Source organism: Pantoea leporis, assembly GCF_028048155.1.
GTDB classification, from domain to species: Bacteria; Pseudomonadota; Gammaproteobacteria; order Enterobacterales; family Enterobacteriaceae; genus Pantoea; species Pantoea leporis.
The window spans coordinates 266,818-284,296 of sequence record NZ_JALMEU010000002.1; the positions used below are offsets into that span (position 1 = coordinate 266,818).

The following is a 17,479-nucleotide window of genomic DNA, read 5'->3' on the forward strand; positions in this document are numbered from 1 at the left end:
TTATTTTCAGGCGATTTTCCTGGAGGTTTGCACGGCGCTCGCCAGCTTCAGCGATTCGGCTGGTACCTGATGCGCGAACAGCTGGGTGGTTAAATAACTGCTGCCGCCATCGGCCAGCAACACCACAATGCGCTTGCCACGGTTCTCCGGTCGCGCTGCAACCTGTTGGGCCGCCCACAACACCGCCCCGGACGAATCCCCCACCAGCACGCCCTCGCTCAGCGCCAGCTGCCGCGCCGCCGTATACGCCTGCCAGGTTTCCACCGCGATCACTTCATCGTAAACGCGGTGATCGAGATTGGCAGGAATACGCTCAGGCGTCTGGTTGCTAAACGCATGCACGCCGGTAATTTCCAGTGGATCCGGACGCAGTTCGCTCGGCTGTGAACCCACGCCCGGCTCCACGGCGATAACCTGTAATTCCGGATGCTGCTGTTTGAGATAGCGTCCGGTGCCGGAGAGCGTGCCGCCGGTGCCGACGGCGGCGATAAAGATATCCAGCTCGCCGCCGCTGTCGCGCCAGATCTCCGGCCCGGTGGTGCGCTCATGCACCGCCGGATTGGCCGGATTATCCAGCTGCAGCAGGAAGTGCACTTCCGGTTCCGCTGCGGTGACCTGCTCGGCCAGCCATTTGGTGGCGGCGACGAAATCGCCGTTGCTGGCATCGTAAAACGCTTTGAACCCTTCAATGGTGCTGAACGGCACCACTTCGGCACCGTACGCCTGAATAATCTGGCTGCGTTCGATGCTAACGAAATCATTGATATAGACGCGGAACTTATAGCCTTTCGCCGCCGCAATCGCCGCTAACCCAATGCCGGTGTTGCCGCTGGTGGTTTCAACCAGCGTATCGCCGGGCTGAATAATGCCGTTGCGTTCGGCGGCTTCAATCATGCTGAGGGCGATGCGATCTTTCACGCTGTGATTGGGATTAAACAGTTCGACTTTGGCGACCAAATCGGCCTGAATATCGTGTTGCTGTGCGTAGCGAGACAGGCGCAGCAGCGGCGTGTTGCCAATCAGTTCAGTGATAGAAGCAGAAATTTTTGCAGCCATAATCGACCTCATAAATAGATGAGATGAGCCTGAATGATTGCGCGATAAATCGCGCCGCTACGGATGGGTGCACATACCGGATCGGCGCAATTCATTACGCAATGTATGTCGTTACCATTTCACCGCGCTGCGCTGCCATGACAACAGGCGATCGCGCACGAGGAACAGCAGGGAGATCAGCGAAGAGAACAGCAGCGCCATCACAATCAGCGCGGCGTACATATTGGCGTAAGCCGCCCAGCCTTGCGCCCACTGCAGATACCAGCCGAGCCCGGACTTCACGCCCATCATCTCCGCCGCCACCAGCACCGAGAACGACGCGCCCAAACCCATAAACAGGCCGACAAACAAGTGCGGCAGCGCTGCCGGCACCGCCACGCGCAACACGAGGAACAGCGAATTGGCACCGAGCGTGCGCGCCACATCGTAATAACGCGCATCAACGCTGGAAACGCCCGACCAGGTTAGCACCGTCACCGGGAACCAGGTCGCCAGCGCAATCAGAAATACCGCCGCCGAGAAGCTTGACGGGAAGAAGTAGAGCGACAGCGGCAGCAGCGCGGTAGAAGGCACCGGGCCAAGGAAGCGCAGAATCGGATGCACCCAATAACCCAAGCCGCGCGACCAGCCAATCGCTACGCCGGTAATAAAGCCAACCACGCTGCCGTAGATAAAGCCGAAGGCCAGCAGACGCAGCGAATTGAGCACGCTATCCAGCAGGCGCGGCCAATCGGTGGCGTAGGCTTCGACCAGCGCACGCGGCGGGGCGAAAAACGGCGCGGGCAGCAGCGCCAGTTTGCCAGTAACGGTTTCCCACAGGCCAATCAGCAGCGCCAGTACCATCAGCCACGGACCGCTGCGTTTGAGCGGCGCAAGTAAGGTCAGTCGCGGGAACAGACCCGAGGCAATCGCCAGCCCGGTGAGAAGCAGCGCGATGGCGGCAAACAGCTCGTGCGTTTCATTGACAAAGCGCGGGGCGGCAAAACCCTGCGGCTTATCCGGCACCGCCACCATCAGCGCGACCAGCGCCCACCACAGCAGAAGCGCACCCCAAACCGCCGGTTGAAGGCGGCGCGGCACATCACGGTTGCGGGCAATCGTCAGGGTTTCACTGGCCATTCTCGTCTCCTTAACTCGACATGTTGCTCATGTGCGCCATGTTACTGGCGTGCTGATGGGCGGATTCCGCCGGCAACAGCTCCGGCACATAGTGTTCGGCGAAGCGCTGCGCATCGGTATCCGGGCGGATCACGTTGATTTTTTTCAGCTCATCGATATAAACCGCCACCTCTTTGCGCAGCTGCGTGCCGGTGGAGTGATGACTATGAGTGTGCTCTTTCAGCATCGCGGCGATATCCTCCACCGCGACGGAGCCGGGCACAAACGGCTGGAAGATTTTCGCCGTCTCGTCCGGATGTTCGGCGGTCCACTGCTGCGCATCGACAATCGCCTGAGTGATAGCACGCGCGGTGGCGGGATCGTCACGTACCAGCGAGCCGCGCAGGCCCAGCACGCAGCAGGTGAGGTTGGCGTATTCGCCTTTCAGGTTGTTATCGACTTCCACCAGGTTGTGCTGCTTCTTCAGCAGCCAGCCCTGTGGATCGTCGGTAGCCAGCGCCTGCACTTCGCCTTTGCGCAGCGCTTCGCCAAACAGGTCGGGCGGATATTGCAGCCAGTTGACCTGCTTATCGGGATCGATGCCCTGTTTCGCCAGCTGAATGGCGAAGAAGTTACGAATCGGGCTGGCCTGATCGCTGACCGCCACCGATTTGCCCACCAAATCTTTCACATCGCGGATGCCGCTATTTTGCGGCGCGAGTAAACGCATGCAGCCGCCGTGCGTGCCGACGGTGAGATCCACATCAAAACCCTGCTCCAGCGGCTTCAGCCAGCGCAGCGTCATGCCGATGCCGCCATCGGCCTGACCTGTGGCAATCGCCTGTAACAGCGCATCGGTGGGGCCGCTGAAGTTCACCGGCTCAACATTCAAGCCGTACTTTCTAAAGAAGCCTTGCTTCAGCGCCACCGAAATCGGTGACTGACACACTGCGGTTTGCCCCCAGGCCAGCTTGATGGTTTTGAGGGATTTTTCGTCGGCAAACACGTTGCTGCTCAGCAACGGATTCACCGCCATGCCGGCACTAAAGAGACCCAGCCCGCGTAATAACGCGCGGCGGCTCAGAGAGAATTGTTGCAATGCCATCCTGTCTTCCTTGTAGATAAAGTTCACAGGCACTATGGCAAAGGCAATTAGCGCGACCAAATAACAATCCCGCATGACATCATGCAGTTTTTCATTATGAATATTTGCGGATAGGTTTGCCGAAATGGCTATTTCGATGTGGGAAAGGCGAGGCTTATGCTTTATTTCTTAGCAAATCAAGCAGGAGCGAAAATATGGCTACCACTTCGGCGGGCGTTAATATTGCGATTGAGAAGGTGAATCATCACTTCACCTTAGAAGGCGAAGATTTACCGGTGCTGGAGAATATTAATTTGCAGGTAGAGGCCGGTGAATTTGTCGCGCTGCTGGGGCCGTCCGGCTGTGGCAAATCGACGCTGCTGCGTTTGCTGGCAGGCCTCGAACCGCCCGCCAGCGGGTTACTGGCGGAGGAGGGCAAAGCGATAACCGCGCCCGATCCGTCGCGCGTGGTGGTGTTTCAGGATCCCACGCTTTATCCATGGCGCACCGTCTATGACAACGTCGGTCTCGGTTTGCAGATTCGTGGGGAGAGCCGGCCGGTGCGCGAACAGCGCATTAACGCGATGCTGGATCGCGTCGGCCTCAGGCAGTTTGCTCGCGCGTGGCCACATCAGCTTTCGGGCGGTATGGCGCAGCGTGCAGCGCTGGCTCGCGCGCTGGTTAACGTGCCGCGTTTGCTGATCCTCGATGAACCGCTCGGCAAGCTCGATTCCCTGACGCGGTTGCGGATGCAGCAGGAGATTGTCGACCTGTGGCAGGAGCAGCAGTTCACCACGCTGATGGTGACGCACGATGTTGAAGAAGCGTTGGTGATGGCGAATCGCGTGGTGGTATTCAGCCCAAGACCGGCGAAAGTGGTGGATGTGATCGAGGTGGATCTGCCGTGGCCGCGCCGTCGCGATGATCCGCAGCTGGTGGCGCTGCGCAGCAGGATATTGGATTTGTTGGGGGCGGATCGGGTAGCTGCGTGATGTGGGTCGCCATTCATGGCGACCTTCTGGCATTTAACCCTGCACGATCCGGCAACCGACCAAAATATCATCCGCAGGTTGATACTCGCTGGTCTGAATCCCCGTCAATCCCAGCAGGGTGGAGAACAGATTATCCTGCGAATAACCCTGATGCGCCGCTTGTTTATCGACACAGCGTTTACTCACGCCATAACGCTGCTGGTAATCTGGTGACAGCCAAATCAGCATCGGCACATGTTTCTGCACATCTGGTGCAATCGCATACGGCATACCGTGCAAATAAGCGCCATTCTCCCCCAACGACTCACCGTGATCCGATAAATACACCAGGCTGGTGGTGTATTGATCCTGATGCGCCTTCAATACATTGATCGCCTTATCGACAATGTAATCGATATACAGAATGGTGTTGTCGTAGGTATTCACCAGCTGCTGTTGCGAACAATCCTGAATTTGATTGGTATCGCAGGTCGGCGTGAATTTTTTAAACTGCGGAGGATAACGGTTGTAATAGGTTGGGCCGTGACTGCCAATGGTATGCAGTACGATCACGCCGTTGCCTTTAAGGTTTTTAATAGAGTCCTCGATACCGTGAAATAATACCTCGTCATAACATTCCCCATCGTGACACATATTCGGCAGATTCAGGCTGGTCATATCCTGATGCGGGACACGATCGCAGGCACCTTTACAGCCGCCGTCATTGTCATTCCATAAAACCTGCACGCCGGCGCGCTGGATAATATCGAGCATACCTTCCTGATGTTCAGCGAGCTGATCGTCATAATGCGCGCGCGGCATATTCGAGAACATGCATGGCAACGAGACCGCGGTAGCAGTACCGCAGGATTGCGTATTAGGGAAATAAGAGACGTCATCTTTCGCCAGCAACGGCGTGGTTTCGCGACCATAACCATTAAGCTGGAAATTCACCGCGCGCGTGGTTTCACCCACCACCAAAATCGTCAGATTGCGCTTTGCACCCGCCAGCATCTGCGGCTTTTGTTTGGCATCTAAGCCAATTTTCACCAGCGGCAAATTGGCGGTGCGGCTGTGGTGATACCAGGAAAGTGTCGCCACAATGGAGTTCGACGGGCTGAGCGACTTGATCAGCTCTTTTTGGTTACGAAACAGCGAGGCGTAATCCTTATAGAAAAGTGTCGCCACCAGGGCGATGCAGATGACCGACACCACAATTGACGCGGCGCGTTTGGCGATGTTTTTCCACAGAGGTTCGTTATGTTTAATTCGAATCCAGAATACCAAAAGGGCAGCGAGCAGGCCGCTGCCACCCAGCGTGATAATTAACTTAGGCGACAATAAAGCAAAGGACTCGGACGGTGTGGTATCCAGAATATTCACGATCATCGAGCGATCAATAACAATGCCGAAGGTCCAGATGAAATATTGCGCAGCCGCCGCCACTAATACGAACAGCGCAAGAATAAGCCGGTCAAGCCAAAAAAAAGAGGCGAGGGTGGCGATAATACTGATCACGCTAAATGCCACCAGCGGCATTGAGACGAAGACGAATATCGTGTGCAGCGTATCAAGCGGCATCGCTGCAATCACCTGACGATAAAAGGCAATATTCAGGAACACCGCAATATAAATTGAAAATAGCGAAATAAACGTCAGCCGACTTAGCGTCGGTCTTTTGCGCAGCGAAAACGTCATTGGTCCATCCGTAACAGTGAAGATGGCGCCAGATTAAGAAATAAAGGTTAAGTCAACCTTAGGCTGAATCCTTTGAGGCAGATTTATCTTCAGACAGCATCATTGCGGCTGACCGTGGTGAACAATAATTCGCGCAACCAGCGATGCCCGGCATCGCGGTGCGTTCTTTCATGCTACGCCACGGTTTTGGTGAAGCCTGAATCTCCAGCGGCGGCGCGCGCGTCCCATCGCATTCAAAGCCGCATCGGTGACGCCGTGAAAATTCCCGCCGAGATAAGACACCTGCGCGTGATTCTGTGCGCAGAAGTGGTTAACGTAAGATTTCCAGGGTGGGGCAGCGATGATCGTCTGGACGTGCTGCATGCATGGTTGATCGAAGATCTTTCCGATAATCGCTTGCGCATCCTGAAGCAGAAAACGCAAAACGGCAAACCGGCGGTCGAGCCGGCAAAAGCGCAGGCGAACCCGATTATTAACGGCCATCAGGATTGGCGTTTGGTCAAACTTGCCACGCGTGTCCATATTCATCAAACACCTATTGCGCGATAAATCGCGCGGTGATTAGATAATATTACTAACGTAATTTCATCACTTCCTCCTGCGTCAATCCGTTTTAATCCTCTATCTCCTTGAATAGAAGAAGTTCTCCACTGAGGTCTAAAGTCATCGGCATTGCTGCCGATACAAACCTGTGAATTTTTTTTATCAATTAGCCTCAACCATTAATCATTGTTTCCTCCGCACGACAGAGGATTTTTCAATCAAGGATTTGATGTGAATTTACCCATTTCTAAAAAAGCTGCATCCGTGCTGATCGCCGCTTCTCTGACTTCCAGTTGTGCCTCAATGAATGACTTTGCTCGTGATTACGGTACCGCTGCCGGTTGTATCGGCGGTGCCGCACTGGGTGGCGGCATCACTTATCTGGTGACTCACGACGCCAGGAAAGCCCTGGTGGGTGGACTGGCAGGCGGCGTAGCGGGATGCGTGGTCGGGAACGTTTGGCAGAATCGTGAACAGGCGCTGGCTAAAGTCGCCGAGGAAGAAAAAATTCGCATCAGCACTCAGGCGCTTAAGGCGCAGGAGAACAGCAAGCAGGAGCCGGTTGGGATTGTTGCACAAGTTGAGGACGGTACCATGTTCGCCATCGACAGTGCAGAACTGACCAGCAGCGGCATGCGTCAGGTGCAAAAAATTGCCACAGCGATGAAAGGCGGCCAGCAATCCTCCAGCGATGTTTTGCTGGTGGTGGGACATACGGACGCCACGGGCAAAGCCGAACACAATCAGCAACTTTCTGAAGCGCGCGCCCGCAACGTTGGGCTGGTACTGGAGCAAAGTGGCATTAAAGCCAGCCAACTCTATTTCCAGGGCGTCGGTTCCTCACGTCCACTGGCGGATAACGATTCCCTCTCGGGTCGGGCACAAAACCGCCGGGTTGAAATCGTGGCGTTGGCGAATGAAGCACTGTTACGCCAGCGTCTGGCGCTGGAAAGCAATAACCCGCTGTATTTGCGCCACAGCTCTGCTGCTGAAAATACGCTGGCGCGTACTTCAACCACCAAGGCGGCACCACGTATAGCGAGTAAGAAGGCTGCGACAAAAAGCGCTGAAGTAAAAGCGCCGGAAGTGGTGACCCAACCTACTCAAGCCATTGCTGAGAGCAATCCCGTTAACTTTGTCGATTTTGGTGGCAAGCCCACCAGCGCACAGGTTACGGGTCTCGCCAGCAACTTAAAGCCGCTGTCGCAAGGTTTCAGCCTGATTAGTCAGGCGCAGGCCAGCAGTGTCAGCGGTAGCTGTCTCACCGATCTTCCCCGCGTCAGTGGGCTGGCTAAGAATTTAGCCAGCGGTAAGGCGATCGATCAGCATGATACGCGGGAATATCTGCCCAATATGAACGGGCGCGCGTGGGCTGGATTGGTGAATGGCAACCTGGTGACATTGACGCCAGTGTTTGTTCTCAAAGAGGGTGCCGTGGTAACGCAAAACCCACGAGTGCTCATCACGCCAAATTATGCGCAGGGCAACCGCAAGGCGCTACAAGGCATGGCAAGTGTCGCCAACAGTTGGGAAGGTGAAGACAGCATTCTTTACCGCGTCTACATCGCCGATGCCCAGCAACAACCGATCTCGTGCGTCGACCTCTTGCTGCCGAAATCGGGCAAGCCTGCGCAACAAGGACAGCTCTTTTATAGCAATCATCGTCAGCCGTGGCTGGCCAATTACGCTCCTCAGCGTTTATAAACGGATAACACTCTTATGGAAATTTTAGATACCTTAATGCAGGCGATCGCCACCTATCGCTACATCTTCTGGCCGCTTTTCGGGCTATTGGCGCTAACACTTGGCGTGATCAAATGGTGGGATCAAGTTCGTTACTTCTTTCTCAACCTGTTTTGTTCCCTACCGCTCTTTGGCCACATCACCCGTTTGTCGCGTAGCCATGAATCTCGCCGTGCGGGCACCGGCGGACGCATCTGGCATCCGGCAGAAGAAGCGTTGTGTGGCAAGTTTTATCAATTTCATAGCATTTCAAACCGCGATGCCGATTTTTATCTGCGCTGCGTTAACTATCTGAACAAAGTGGATGAGCGGGGCCGCAAACCGACCAGCGTGGTGTTGTGGTTATGCAGTATCGCCCTCGTCATTCTGGAGGCCTTTATCTTTGCGCTGGTACTTTCGCCATTCATTGCCAACAACATCTCTGCGAACCAGGCGGAGCTGTCGGCGATTGTGGTTTCGGTGCTGATTGGTGTGATTTTAGTGCCCGCAACGCATTTAATGGGCACGCAGTTACACAAAAATACGCTGCTGAGCAAAATCCGCTACTGGCATAAAGAAGCGCGTCTGGAAGGCCATGCGCAGGCGTTGGTCAAAGACAACCGCGTCTCGCTGGAAAACAGCCGCATTGACGATGACGCACCAAGCTATTTGCAAATGCTCAACCGTGTGAACCACGGTATTGGCGCAAAACCGCAATATGTACAAACGGTTGTGACGCTGCTGCTGATCGTCACCTTTGCGGTAGGCGCCTATTTCATTCGTGCGGCAACCATTAATGCCGCCGAAACCCAGGCCGTTAATGGCACGCCGTTCAGCCAAACCAGCGCGGCGAGCAACGCTTCACCTTTTGAGTTGCCACAGCAAGCGGTGGAAGATAATCAGCTGGCTGATAAACAAGCGGCGAAAGAGGTCAGTGACAACCGCGTGTTCGCCTCCAAATTGACCTTCATTATTTTGTCGGTGATTTTCATTGGCGTGCAGATTATCGGTATTTTGATTGGTTATTACCGTTCTCTGGTCGGCATCGAATCGCGCCTGGCGGCGAAATATATTGGTAATTTCAGTAGCTCTGAAGAGTTTGCCGCGTGGTACGCCATGCGCCGTGAGCGCGTAGAGCGTGATGCGCAGGATAAACTGGCAAGCTTGCAGAATCGTATGGCGATGCAACGCGCCAGTAGCGCCAGCATTGCACAAACTGATGTTCGGACCTTCGACGATTACGTGCGCGGTAAGCAGCGCGATAAAGCACTGGCTGACGATCAGCATCAGCAATTTAACGCCACGCGCGCAACCGTTGCTCAAGAGCGACCGGTACATCAGCCAGAACCGGCTTTAGTATTTGAACCTACAACGCCAACACCTGCACCGGTGGCACTGCAAACGGCACCTGTTGCTAACGCCGATGAAAAGGCGCGCATCGCGGAGTTGGGCGATTTGACAGCCTTAGATGATGAAGAACTGCGTTTGGTGGCTGAGGATTTGGGTCTGCCAATGGAAGCACTGCTCAGTCGTCGTAAAGTGCAGCGCGTGCTTAATAAGGCCAGAGGGTAATCAGGTGAAGATCAGCAAATGGTGTTTGCTGCTGTTAGCCGGGGTGAGTGCCCTGGCGCAGACTGCGGATCGCAACGATATTCCGAGCTGTTATGACTATGCCAAACTCAGTCAATATCGCCCTGCCAACAGCGGTCGTGAGCTGGTGGTGATTATTGACCAAACGGTTAAGGTGCCGCTACAGATCAAAAATGCCAGTTGGCAGCAGATCATGCGTTTTAGCCAGCCCGGCGATCATGTGGTGCTGTATCAGTTCTCGGCGTTGCTGCAGAACAATTTCATGCAGCGCTTATTTGACGGGCATCTGGAACCGTTACTCACGGACAAGAAAATCCGCGACAATCAAGGCATGGAGAGTTTGAAGAACCTCGACAAATGCCTGAGTGAGCAAAAGCAATATTTCGCGAGCGCAATGGGTGGGTTGATGGCAAAAAGTTTCGCTGAGAAGGGCGATAACATCGCTAAAAGCGAGATCCTCGATAGCCTGAAACGCATTAGTCACGATCTTGAGCAGGATGAAAACGCGTCACGCACTCTGTTTCTGATCTCCGATATGTTGGAAAACAGCGCTTTTGATAGCTTCTACCGCAATAACGCGCTGCGTTTGCTTTCGCCTGAGAAAGCGTTGCAGCAGGTTAAACAGCAGAATTTGTTAGCGGATTTTGCTGGCGCTAAGGTATTTGTCGCAGGTGCAGGATTGATTGATACCGACGCGAAAAATAATTATCGCTCAGGGAAAATCATTCAGCAACTGGAGATATTCTGGCGCGACTATTTTACTGCGTCGAATGCAGAGTTAGTTAGTTTTGGTGCACCGGCGTTGAATGTAGATTTGCAATAAGTTGCTCATAAACGATGTATTCACTGCCTCAACGTCAGGTTAGGGCAGTGAATATGAGTCGCGACTTCGTCACCATAATGGTTTTAGGGTGAATTACCCATGTTCATCTGCTCACCGTTGATCTGGGTAAAGCGCTTTAACATCTCCCGCATCTGGCATTGAAAGAATTTATGAATATGGCAAGGTCCGCTATGAATGAGGAGCGTAAATTCATAATTTTTTTTGACAATCTTTTAGGCGGTTATGCTAGAAATAAACAGCCACAAAGGGAGTGGACATGACATTGTTTGAAGAATGAAAGGAATTGCTCAAGGCAGATTTTGATGTTGTGGAAGGAGATGATTTGAGTAAGGTAATGCATATTTTTCATCAATATCCATGGCATAGCGGTAAAATTATGTGGCATGAAATGGAATTCAGCGATCATGAAATTACTGATGAGATGTTTAATGGGGGCGGCTTAGGTAATGAAACTGTATTTGTCATAGCGGATGATGCTAATGTTCCTGTGTTCAAAACGCATCTACAACTCATTGTCGATAATATCTACGATGTTATCTCCATATCATCTAATGTCTTTATATTTAATGATAATTTAATGATGCAACCATTATTTCCTCACGATTTTATACGGTTTAGTTTGCGAAAGTGATTCGCTGAAGTTCTGGCCAGAACCCCGCATATTAGTACATTCCGATGTTAGCAATGTCTGCTTTTAGCACGTAGCTGACCATCGGACTGAACTGAAGGTCCGCTGCGAACGAAAGCAGGCGTAGTTTTCAATTGCTGATTCTGTTATTTAATATCCTAACGCACGATTGACTTGCTCATATTGATACCCGTTACTCCAAAACCGCTGCTCTCGTATACATGGAAAGCACGAGCATTATCTCCAGCTACGCGTAGTCTAATCTCTTTAAAACCCTTATCCTGAAGATCCTCTTCAAAAGCGCGAAGAGCCTGTTTACCCAATCCCCCTCCCTGAAGTGAATTAAAAATATGAAAATCATAGATAAATACTGTGCGCATTGCCGCGTCTGGTTTGTACCAGAGATAGCCTACGTGCCTCTCAAATACATCTAATTTCGCGAAAATGGACAGTAAAATTTGCCCGTGCGTATTCACTCCTTCCGCAAGCAACTTTGATATTTCCTGCCTGGCCATCGTTAGAGAATCACTTTTAGACATTCTATAATTTGACGCTATCTCAATTGCATAATCAGGAATAAAATATTCCAGATAAGCAGAGTACTCTTCTTCTGTCATTGAGCGAAACGAGACCATCTTTTAATCCTTATTGAGGAAGTCATACAGACAGAAAGGACCATACTAATAGCGCCAATACCAGTGTAACGTCAAATTATTCGTTTATGGAATAACAACACTTCCGATCGATTACATGAAAGTGATACTCAATGTCCGCTACTGACACGAAGCGGACAAGCTAACTGAGTTGAGGTCGCTATGAGCGAAGAGCGGACTTTTAGTCAAAAAGATTCCCCGTTTTTGCTTAGCTGAACATTGCCTAGATGCGAAACGCTTGCACTGGCAATTTCAGAGAGTGCCAATTACTATCCAGAATCTATGGATATGAACATTTTGGGCTTTATGCCAGCCTTACTCCCTGTTGCCCTGTCTCCCGGAGCGAGCTTCAATCTCGTTATGAACAGTGCTCTGACAGGAGGTAACAAAGGTTTATTTAGAACCCTCGCCGGAACCGCTCTGGGCATATATACCCATGCAATTTTTATAGGGTTTGGTATCACGGCAGTGCTCATCTCGTCGTCAGCAGCGTTTGCTGTGCTTAAAGTAACCGGAACTGTCTATCTGCTTTGGTTAGGCGCGATGCTTATCCGGAGTGGGATAACGGTAAATTCAGGCGGGTTTACTGGTGCAAAGCATTCCGTGACTTTAAAAGAGGCTTGGCTGGCTAATGTTTTGAACCCTAAAGCCATCCTTTTTTATTTGACGGTCGTTTCACAGTTCGCAGGCGCGAAGGGTGGCGTTTACAACTACCTTATACTGGCATCAGTTCATATAGTGGTTATGAGTATCTGGCTTTTTGCAATCACTCAAACGCTCGTATTCTCAGCCAAAAAAACTAACCCGCGAATGCTGAAAAAGTACGTCAACATTGTCGGCGGGATAATGCTCATTGCTTTTTCTCTGCACAACCTTATCTATTAACTCCATAGAAATACCGTTGTTCCTGATGGTCTCTACGGCCCGCAGGCCACACTGTAAACCAACCACGGCAACGAATCCTGCCACGCCCAGATCGCGCAGCAGGCCAGAGGCCGGCAAAGGCAAATTTCCTGTCAGGGACTTCCGCGCTTGATACCATCTAAAAGACTTCAGATGTCTTCATGGGCATTTCCGGCCCATCCTCTGCATTCAGCTTTTTTCCCGGCGTGGAGGCGAGGGCAACGATGCCTTTGCGGCGGCCCACAAGTAACAGAATGTCGTTGTCATTAAGCGGCATGTCAGGCGTAACGGCGATCACTTTATCGCCGCGTTTCATGCGTTTAACGGTAACCGGGAAAGTGGGTTAGCTAACGCTTTAATCTGAGCAATGCTTCTGCTCGCGGCCGCTCCTGCCAGAAACACCCGACCTATCAGTTCAGGTAAAGCAGGCATCTGTCCTGGCGCCAGTATGATTGCGCCATGCATCAGTCCCTGTTCAGCTTTTATTGCGTCTTGACGAATAGAGCGCCCCATAATTTTGGCAAGAATGTTAACGCGGATAATGATGGTACTCAGGGAGCCGAAGATGTATGTCAACGCATATCGCACCGCGACATTCCCCTGCATCTGCTGGAGCTGTGCTGGATCAAGTTCAGTTTTGCGATGGCGACCGCAATTCTCTTGTCCAGCGCAAATATGCGCCCAGTTTGAATTTACCAATCCACGTGCCTACAGCGAGAGAAAGAAAAAGCGCCAGCTCCGGTGATAATCGAAAAACTTCATGAATCAAATCCATAGAAATATATCCTGCAGAGAAAATTCTTAGGACTCAGGCATATTTTTCTGCCTGAAGAGTGATTATTCAGTTAGAAGAAACGTCAGCGTTTGATGCTTATCTCAGGGTAGCTTTATAATTTACTTTCGCAAATTTAAATCCTAAGAGACAGGTTTAAGGTAGTGCAAAATACTGATAAGTAGTCTAATTTTAATCGTTACATTTTGAAGGCGAACCGGCAATTTATTACATACGGTTAACTTTTTTATTCATTTTTCGACTGAGTCAAACTATTAAGCATTATAAAATGGTTAATCATTATGGAAAACTCATGCAAAGTGGCTATATTATTCCTAAGCAAATGACTTGTATCTGTCATCTAAATGCTAATATTATGTAAATAATTGATATGCAAATGCTTGCGCATTGTTTCATAACATGCTCACTTAGTAATACTACAGTATTTAGATTACGCGGGTGCAGCAAGTAACATTCCACACTTTGCCACTATATCGGAAAATATGAGGTCGTTATGTCAAGTGAATCAGTTAATGATATATCAAAAGACTTATCCGCCTTTGTAGGGACGCATTTTGTCTATACCTATGATAACGGATGGAAATATGAATGGTATGCGCGTAATGACAATACGTGTGATTACAGGATTCATCAGGGGTTGGTAGGTGGTCGTTGGGTGACAAATCAAAAAATGAATGCCGTGCAGTTCGCACCTGGCATTTATAAAGTCGACTGGCACGAGCCGACAGGAACCTGTGTGAGCCTGTTATTTGATATTGAAAGAAAGATCATTCATGGCACCATCTTCTTTCCTCAGTGGATTGCAGGTGAAAATCAACATCCTGAAAAAACAATTTGTTATCAAAATGAGTTCATTGAGGATATGCATCGCTTTCGCGATGAAGGACCGGCATATCCCTATGTTGTGATACCCGAATTTGCCAGGGTCACGTATATGAAAAATGAAGGGCCTGATAATGATGCTGTTATTAATATGCCCCCAGGTCAACTTCCGGACAATTTCTTCGATGGGAAATAATTAATTCCGGACATTACTGCTTCATTACACTGACACCTCAAAGCCAATTCATTTGGACGCTGAGGTGCCGAACAGAGTAGTAGAGATTTTAAGTGAGCGGAAGAGCCAGGAAACCTCGCTACTTTTTTCAGGCCAGCCAAATGGTTCAGCTGGCCTTTATTTAAACGTCTTTAATAAGGGAAGTGGTCAGCTCAGCGCGACCCTCACTTTTAGTGCAATCACCAGCGCGGCAAAACACATTATGCAACCCGCGGTAATGAAAACACCGGTTACGCCGCTGAGACCAAAAAGTAATCCTCCCAACGCAGCACCCGCAGCAATTGAGGATTGAACTGCTGCGACTACCATGCCGCCAGCGGTTTCAGCCTGATCGGGAACGGAACGCGCTACCCAGTTTGACCACGCAACGGGTACGCCACCAAATGCCATCCCCCACAACGCGACGAATAATATCAATCCTGCTTCCTCAAGTGGCAGCAAAATCATGCTTAATGCCGCTAAACCAACAAGTGCTGGCATTAGTATCAGGGTAAGACGCAGGCTTTTCTCCATCAGCCACCCGGCCAGCAGCGTACCGATAAAATTAGCGACGCCAAATCCAAGCAGTATCAAAGACAAACGATCCACATCAAGTTGAACGATATTTTCAAGAGCCGGACGAATATAGGTAAACAGCGCATATTGGCCCGTATGGGCAATCAGACACCCCGTCATTCCCACCGCAATGCCTGGGCGGCGGAGTAAATCCATGACGGATGCCGTAATCATCATTTTACGCGGAGCCATCCCAGGAAGCGTAAACAGCTGGAAAAGCAGTGTCAGCAGGCCAACTGCGGTTGCAGCGATAAAAGCACTTCGCCAGCCATAAAGCCCACCTAAATAGCTCCCCAGCGGGATCGAAACCACGGTACCGACAGCAATACCGCTAAAAATAATGGAGAGAGCACGCGGGACGCTTTTTGCAGGGACCAGCCGCATAGCTACGGCAGCAGCCATACTCCAGAAGCCTCCCAGCGCGATGCCTAGCAAAATGCGCATGACCAGCAGAACAGCCAGACTGGAGGAGAGTGCGACAAGCAGGTTGGAGGCGATCATCAGCACGGTAAAACCAAGCAAAACAGCTCGGCGATCATAATTACGCGTCAGGCGGGGAACCATCAGACCCGCAAACAGGGCCACCACAGCTGTCACCGTCACAGCCTGACCAGCAAGCGCTTCGGTTACACCAAGATCCGCGGCCATGGGTGTTAACAGGCTGGCAGGAAGATATTCTGCAGTCAGCAAGCCAAACACGCCCATCGTCAGTGAAATAACGGCCATCCATGCGGATTCTTTGGGTTCCGCACTGTTCAAACTAACGGATGCAGCTTCAGTTGCTTCGTTTCTCATAAAACACTCTTTTTTTTGGAGAAAAAATGATAACTCCAAGTCTAGAGTTGAGCCGCTGGACGATCTATGATGCCACATCCTGATTTTTTACCCGAAACTCCGGTTATGCATGTGAATAAACACTTTGCCCTGTCATCCGAACTCATCAGTGAATTGCTGCTGGAAATGCGTCTGCGTGGCGTGCAGTACCGTCGTTTACAGACGGGCTCTGAGTTTGGCGTCGGTTTCAGCAGCAGACCCGGACATGCCTATTTTCATTACATCGCAGTGGGTACTGCTGTGCTGCGCACACACGATGGTACGTTGCACGAACTAAAAGCCGGGTGCATGGTATTCATGCCGCAGGGCGAGGAGCATCAGCTTTTATCGGATGTCAGCTGTTCATTTCAACATATCGACACGTTCGGCTCTGCTCCTTTAGGCGAGGCCGTCAGCGGAATTAATACCTGCCCGAGTTCGCATCCGACGCCCAGCACGGTTCTGTTTTATGGCTGTATGGAGTTCGATCTTGGTGGAATGCAGGGCCTGGGTAAACTGATGCCGCAAGCCATCGTGGTTGAGGCAAATGAACAGATTTATCCGGGGCTGGTTCCCGTTCTGGGCGCGATGAAATCTGAAATCTGTTCCGGACGCGCGGGCTTCGCGGGCATTCTGGCACGCCTCGCAGAAGTGGCGGCGGCCATGATTGTACGTGGATGGATCGAAAACGGCAGCGAGAACGCCGCTGGTCTAATCGCTGCGTTACGTGATCCACGACTTGCCCGTGCCATTCTGGCGATTCATCGTGATACAAGCCGGGAGTGGTCTGTTGCCGAGCTTGCTGCCCAGTCGCATGTATCACGTTCTGTTTTTGCTGAACGCTTCAAATCAATTATCGGCATACCTCCGCAGCGCTATGTAAGGGAAGTGCGAATGCGCATCGCGGGTCACTGGATTACTCACGATAAGATCTCAATTGACACCGTAGCGCTTCGCCTCGGCTATGCCTCGCAGGCAGCCTTTAGCAGAGCGTTCAAGCGCATTAATGGGTATCCGCCGGGCGCTATGCGTAAGCGAACAGCGAGAGGCGTTAATACAGTAAGTGAGTGAATGCTATTATTGTCATTTGCTGGATTGAATGTAGAAGACCTTAAAAACTGAGCGGAAACGACTTTTCATCATTCTACGGATCGCAAATTTTGCAATGTCTACTTCTGGCACAAAGTTGCTGGTTGTAAGAAGCGGCTGTCTGTAATGAGCAAAGAACTGACATAACGTTTACAGATGCTGGTGGTTTTGAAATTACGCAATCAAGCAAGATGATTAATTCTGATCTGACTGACTTTGTCACTAAACATTCTTTCCGAATATGCTTTTTCGTCCATGTAGGAAAGCACGATTTTTACGATGCGATAACGAATCTTAAAATCAGGAGCCTGGGATTCTAAATTGAAGTCAAACGAATCTACGTTTAACGGAATAATGAATATGTCATGCTTAAAAAAATATG

Annotated in this window: 17 protein-coding genes; 9 read left to right on the forward strand and 8 right to left on the reverse strand. The window is 51.1% G+C overall.

Going from position 1 to position 17,479, the window contains the following annotated elements:
* Positions 1–6: 6 nt before the first annotated feature.
* From MWH02_RS08400 to MWH02_RS08410, 3 genes are all read right to left on the reverse strand, one after another.
* On the reverse strand, positions 7–1,056 hold the full coding sequence (locus tag MWH02_RS08400; protein ID WP_271460321.1) for a PLP-dependent cysteine synthase family protein: 1,050 nt from the start codon (positions 1,054–1,056) through the stop codon (positions 7–9).
* 111 nt (positions 1,057–1,167) lie between these two features.
* The gene (locus MWH02_RS08405; RefSeq protein WP_271460322.1) at positions 1,168–2,175 is read right to left on the reverse strand and encodes an ABC transporter permease; all 1,008 of its coding nucleotides are present in this window, start codon (positions 2,173–2,175) and stop codon (positions 1,168–1,170) included.
* 10 nt (positions 2,176–2,185) lie between these two features.
* Positions 2,186–3,259 (reverse strand): ABC transporter substrate-binding protein, encoded by a 1,074-nt coding sequence (locus tag MWH02_RS08410; RefSeq protein ID WP_271460323.1) that lies wholly within the window; start codon positions 3,257–3,259, stop codon positions 2,186–2,188.
* Positions 3,260–3,453: 194 nt separating this feature from the next.
* Here MWH02_RS08410 and MWH02_RS08415 point away from each other — a divergent pair, with 194 nt between their 5' ends.
* On the forward strand, positions 3,454–4,230 hold the full coding sequence (locus tag MWH02_RS08415; RefSeq protein WP_137386993.1) for an ABC transporter ATP-binding protein: 777 nt from the start codon (positions 3,454–3,456) through the stop codon (positions 4,228–4,230).
* Between the two features lie 33 nt (positions 4,231–4,263).
* Here MWH02_RS08415 and eptA read toward each other — a convergent pair whose 3' ends face one another.
* Positions 4,264–5,907 carry a phosphoethanolamine transferase EptA gene (eptA, locus tag MWH02_RS08420; protein WP_271460324.1) on the reverse strand — a complete coding sequence of 548 codons (1,644 nt, stop codon included), beginning with the start codon at positions 5,905–5,907 and terminating at the stop codon, positions 4,264–4,266.
* Between the two features lie 72 nt (positions 5,908–5,979).
* Between eptA and MWH02_RS08425 the strand changes: the two genes are divergently transcribed.
* The 5 genes from MWH02_RS08425 (at position 5,980) to MWH02_RS08445 (ending at position 11,237) form a co-directional block, all read left to right on the forward strand.
* The gene (locus MWH02_RS08425) at positions 5,980–6,456 is read left to right on the forward strand and encodes a hypothetical protein (protein ID WP_271460325.1); all 477 of its coding nucleotides are present in this window, start codon (positions 5,980–5,982) and stop codon (positions 6,454–6,456) included.
* Positions 6,457–6,681: 225 nt separating this feature from the next.
* Positions 6,682–8,154: an OmpA family protein gene (locus MWH02_RS08430; RefSeq protein ID WP_271460326.1), complete on the forward strand. Its 1,473-nt coding sequence runs from the start codon at positions 6,682–6,684 to the stop codon at positions 8,152–8,154.
* A gap of 15 nt (positions 8,155–8,169) precedes the next feature.
* Positions 8,170–9,744, forward strand: coding sequence for a hypothetical protein (locus tag MWH02_RS08435; protein ID WP_271460327.1), 1,575 nt, complete (start codon positions 8,170–8,172; stop codon positions 9,742–9,744).
* A 4-nt stretch (positions 9,745–9,748) separates the two neighbouring features.
* Positions 9,749–10,585, forward strand: coding sequence for an SANT/Myb-like DNA-binding domain-containing protein (locus tag MWH02_RS08440; RefSeq protein WP_271460328.1), 837 nt, complete (start codon positions 9,749–9,751; stop codon positions 10,583–10,585).
* A 304-nt stretch (positions 10,586–10,889) separates the two neighbouring features.
* Positions 10,890–11,237 carry a CDI toxin immunity protein gene (locus MWH02_RS08445; RefSeq protein ID WP_271460329.1) on the forward strand — a complete coding sequence of 116 codons (348 nt, stop codon included), beginning with the start codon at positions 10,890–10,892 and terminating at the stop codon, positions 11,235–11,237.
* Between the two features lie 155 nt (positions 11,238–11,392).
* On the opposite strand, the gene MWH02_RS08450 is transcribed toward MWH02_RS08445, so the two are convergent.
* Positions 11,393–11,869: a GNAT family N-acetyltransferase gene (locus MWH02_RS08450; RefSeq protein WP_271460330.1), complete on the reverse strand. Its 477-nt coding sequence runs from the start codon at positions 11,867–11,869 to the stop codon at positions 11,393–11,395.
* Between the two features lie 300 nt (positions 11,870–12,169).
* Between MWH02_RS08450 and MWH02_RS08455 the strand changes: the two genes are divergently transcribed.
* Positions 12,170–12,772 (forward strand): LysE family translocator, encoded by a 603-nt coding sequence (locus MWH02_RS08455; RefSeq protein WP_271460331.1) that lies wholly within the window; start codon positions 12,170–12,172, stop codon positions 12,770–12,772.
* 157 nt (positions 12,773–12,929) lie between these two features.
* On the opposite strand, the gene MWH02_RS08460 is transcribed toward MWH02_RS08455, so the two are convergent.
* Together MWH02_RS08460 and MWH02_RS08465 are read right to left on the reverse strand one after the other, a co-directional pair.
* Positions 12,930–13,106 carry a hypothetical protein gene (locus MWH02_RS08460; RefSeq protein WP_271460332.1) on the reverse strand — a complete coding sequence of 59 codons (177 nt, stop codon included), beginning with the start codon at positions 13,104–13,106 and terminating at the stop codon, positions 12,930–12,932.
* A complete protein-coding gene (locus MWH02_RS08465; RefSeq protein WP_271460333.1) occupies positions 13,103–13,489 on the reverse strand; it encodes a hypothetical protein in 387 nt (128 codons plus the stop codon). The genes MWH02_RS08460 and MWH02_RS08465 overlap by 4 nt, the downstream gene beginning before the upstream one ends.
* A 587-nt stretch (positions 13,490–14,076) precedes the next feature.
* Here MWH02_RS08465 and MWH02_RS08470 point away from each other — a divergent pair.
* On the forward strand, positions 14,077–14,601 hold the full coding sequence (locus MWH02_RS08470; RefSeq protein ID WP_110868449.1) for a phenolic acid decarboxylase: 525 nt from the start codon (positions 14,077–14,079) through the stop codon (positions 14,599–14,601).
* Between the two features lie 186 nt (positions 14,602–14,787).
* On the opposite strand, the gene MWH02_RS08475 is transcribed toward MWH02_RS08470, so the two are convergent.
* Positions 14,788–15,990: an MFS transporter gene (locus MWH02_RS08475; RefSeq protein ID WP_271460334.1), complete on the reverse strand. Its 1,203-nt coding sequence runs from the start codon at positions 15,988–15,990 to the stop codon at positions 14,788–14,790.
* Between the two features lie 66 nt (positions 15,991–16,056).
* Between MWH02_RS08475 and MWH02_RS08480 the strand changes: the two genes are divergently transcribed.
* Positions 16,057–17,079 (forward strand): AraC family transcriptional regulator, encoded by a 1,023-nt coding sequence (locus tag MWH02_RS08480; protein WP_271460335.1) that lies wholly within the window; start codon positions 16,057–16,059, stop codon positions 17,077–17,079.
* Positions 17,080–17,479 lie beyond the last annotated feature (400 nt).